At 64.4% G+C, this 3,274-nt stretch carries 3 protein-coding genes; all 3 read left to right on the top strand.

Translation table 11 applies throughout. From position 1 onward, the window contains the following. On the top strand, nt 1-771 hold a 771-nt coding region (gene trpD / locus JNK68_04130; protein MBL8539539.1), incomplete at its 5' end, for an anthranilate phosphoribosyltransferase. Nucleotides 772-782: 11 nt separating this feature from the next. Beyond that, on the top strand, nt 783-1,574 hold the full coding sequence (gene trpC / locus JNK68_04125; protein MBL8539538.1) for an indole-3-glycerol phosphate synthase TrpC: 792 nt from the start codon (nt 783-785) through the stop codon (nt 1,572-1,574). Nucleotides 1,575-1,775: 201 nt separating this feature from the next. Then, nucleotides 1,776-3,158, top strand: a complete 1,383-nt coding sequence (locus JNK68_04120; GenBank protein MBL8539537.1) for a porin — start codon at nt 1,776-1,778, stop codon at nt 3,156-3,158. The last annotated feature ends 116 nt before the right edge of the window (nt 3,159-3,274 follow it).

Genomic DNA, 3,274 nt, shown 5'->3' with positions numbered 1-3,274 from the left:
GCTGCGCACACCTTCAACATCTCCACCGCCTCCGCGCTGGTGGCTGCGGCGGCCGGTGCGAAGGTGGCGAAGCACGGCGGGCGCTCGGTGTCGAGCAAGTCGGGCAGCGCGGACGTGCTCGAGGCGCTCGGCGTGCACCTGAACCTCGCGCCGGAGGCGGTCGCGCGGTGTATCGCCGAGGTCGGCATCGGCTTCATGTTCGCGCCCAATTTTCACGGCGCCATGAGGCATGCGGCGCCGGTCCGACGCGAGCTCGGCGTGCGCACGCTCTTCAACATCCTCGGTCCGCTCACCAATCCGGCCGGTGCCACGCGGCAACTCCTCGGCGTCTTCCATCCGGACCTCGTCGGCATCCAGGTGCGTGTGCTGCAGCGTCTCGGGAGCCAGCGCGCGCTGGTCGTTCACGGCTCCGACGGCCTCGACGAGATCACCCTTGCGGGCGACACCCTGGTCGGCGAATTGAGTGACGGCCAGGTCTCCGAGTACGTGCTGTCCCCGGCGCAGTTCGGGTTTTCTCTCTCTTCGACGGACGCCATCCGCGTTGCCGACGCCGCGTCGGCCAAGGCGATGCTGCTTTCGGTTCTGGACGACACGCCCGGCCCGGCACGCGATATCGTGCTGCTCAACTCGGGTGCGACGCTGTACGTTGCGGGTGTTGCCGGGTCCATCGCTGCGGGCATCGACGAGGCGCGGCGGGTGCTCGCCAGTGGTGCCGCGCGAGACAAGCTGCGCGCGCTGGTGGCGTTCAGCCGGCAGGCCGCGAGCCAATAGAGAGACCGACGTTGAGCGACATCCTCGCGCGGATCCTTGCCGTCAAGGCCGAGGAGGTGGCGGCAGCGAAAGCGCGAAGGCCGCTCGCCGCCATCCGCGCCGATGCCGAGCAGGCACCTCCGCTGCGCGATTTCATGGGCGCTATCCGCGCGAAAGTGGCGGCGGGTGAGCCTGCCGTCATCGCCGAGGTGAAGCGCGCGAGCCCGAGCAAGGGTCTGTTGCGTGATCCCTTCGAGCCTGCGGCCATCGCCGCGAGCTATGCCGCGCACGGCGCCGCCTGCCTTTCCGTGCTCACCGACCGGCAGTTCTTCCAGGGTGCGCCGGACTATCTCCAGGCTGCGCGTGACGCCTGCGCGCTGCCCGTGTTGCGCAAGGACTTCATCGTCGATCCATATCAGGTCTACGAGTCGCGGGCGATGGGTGCGGACTGCATCCTGCTGATCGCCGCCGCGCTCGCGCCTGCCGCCATGCTCGACCTCGAGCGCTTGGCGCGCTCGATCGGCCTGGCTGTCCTGGTGGAGGTGCACGACGGTCCCGAGCTCGACGCCGCGCTTGCGCTCACGACACCGCTCCTCGGCGTCAACAATCGCAACCTCAGGACCTTCGAGACGCGTCTCGACACGACCCTGGAACTCGCCGCCCGCGTGCCAGCAGACCGCATCGTCGTCACCGAGAGCGGCATTCTCACCCCCGCGGACGTCGGTCGCCTGCGCGCCGCGGGCATCCCCGCGTTCCTGGTAGGTGAGGCGTTCATGCGTGCGGCAGACCCGGGCGAGGCGCTTCGGCAGCTTTTCTGCAGGTAACCCTGCTGTTGCGAGAAAGCAACAAAAAAGGCCGTAATTGGCCTATTGCCTACAATGTTTGTTGCTCGTTCTTCTTGCGCTTTGGCAGAATGCCAACAGCTTCTCGGAAAAGCGGGGAGGTTGCCCAGCGGTGTGCTCTTTCGAGCGCCTTGGGTTCAAATCTCGAAAGAGCATTCCTCTTAACGGTTAAGGAGAATTTGTATGAAGAAGAATCTGCTTGCTCTGGCCGTTGCGGGCGCGTTCGCGGCGCCGGCGGCAGCTCTGGCGCAAAGCTCGTTTGTGCAGATTTATGGCACGCTCAACGCCGACCTTGAGGCAGCCAAGGCCGACGGCGGCGCTCCGCTATTGAATCCGACCCTATTTGCGCCTACTTACGGTGTTACCGGGGGACTACCGGGTGTCAATGGCGTCATCATTCGGCCCACCGGCGTGAACAGTCAGGCGGCGGCAGTCCGTGCGGATGCCTTCGTGCAAATCCCGAATCAGGCCGGCCTGTCGAGCAACTCGTCCAACATAGGCTTCCGCGGCTCGGAGGATCTGGGCGGTGGTCTCAAGGGAATCTTCCAGATCGAGAGCTTGATCAACCTCGACACCGGCGGCGGCAACCTCGGCGGCCGGAACTCCAACGTGGGTCTGGCGAGCAACTGGGGGACGGCGTTTTACGGTCAGTGGGACACGCCTTACAAGTTCATCACGCTTAAGGCCGACCCCTTCTTCGCGACCAGCGCGCCCTCGTTCAACAGCGTGATCGGCGCGCCGGGCTTCAATGTCCTGAGCACGACAGTCAACTCGCCGACACTTATCGGCGCGTCGCTTACCACGCTTGCACAGGACGCGGCCTTCGACCGTCGGCAAGGCAACAGTGTGCAGTACTGGTCGCCTGACTTTGCCGGCTTCTCCGGCCGGTTGATGTACTCGGCGGGTGAGCGTACGCAGAACTATGCACTTTCCGGGGTGACGACGGGGACGACCCGTGCAGGCCAGCTCAATCCCTGGATGTGGGGTGCTTCGCTGCAGTATGACAACGGGCCGATCTATGCCGCGGCCTCGTACGAGCAGCACCAGGATTATTTCGGCACCCGCGTGATGACCGGCACGACGACGCTCGGTTCGAGCTCCAAGGATTGGGGCGGTAAGGTCGTGATTGGCGCCCAGAACCTGTGGGGTTTCAGCCTCTACGGCGTCTTCGAACGGCTGAGCTACAGCACGGATGGGCTGGAATTCACCAACACAGCCAACTCCGGCCTGGTCAGGGACTGGAAGCGGAATGCCTACGGCTTCATGGGCACTTATGGCTTCGGCAACTTTACCCTGCGTGCGGGCTGGATGACGGCGAACGACGCAAGCTGCACGTCGGTCGGTCCCCAGATCTGCAACGCAGATGGTACCGGCACGAATCAATACTCGATCGGCGGAAGCTATAATTTTTCCAAGCGCACGCTGGCGTACCTTTTCTACACGCTTCAGGATAACGGCGATATCAGCCGCTACCGTATGGGTACCAACACCGGTCCGGTGCAGAGCAACGTTCCGGTCGGTGGCCAAGCGCAGGCCTACGGTCTCGGCATCCGCCACACGTTCTGATCGGTTAGACGTCTCCAACAACAACATCGCTTCATCGACATCGGGCGCCGCAAGGCGCCCGTTTTATTTCTGGAACGTCAGGGCCAGCGCCGCGGTCGGAATCAGTCCGGAATCAT

Source organism: Betaproteobacteria bacterium (assembly GCA_016791345.1).
Lineage (GTDB): Bacteria > Pseudomonadota > Gammaproteobacteria > Burkholderiales > JAEUMW01 > JAEUMW01.
This window is presented reverse-complemented; position numbering and strand designations above follow the sequence as displayed.

Coding starts and splice junctions, on each gene's coding strand:
- JNK68_04120 (MBL8539537.1), top strand. CDS start 1,776: ATGAAGAAGAATCTGCTTGCTCTGGCCGTTGCGGGCGCGTTCGCGGCG.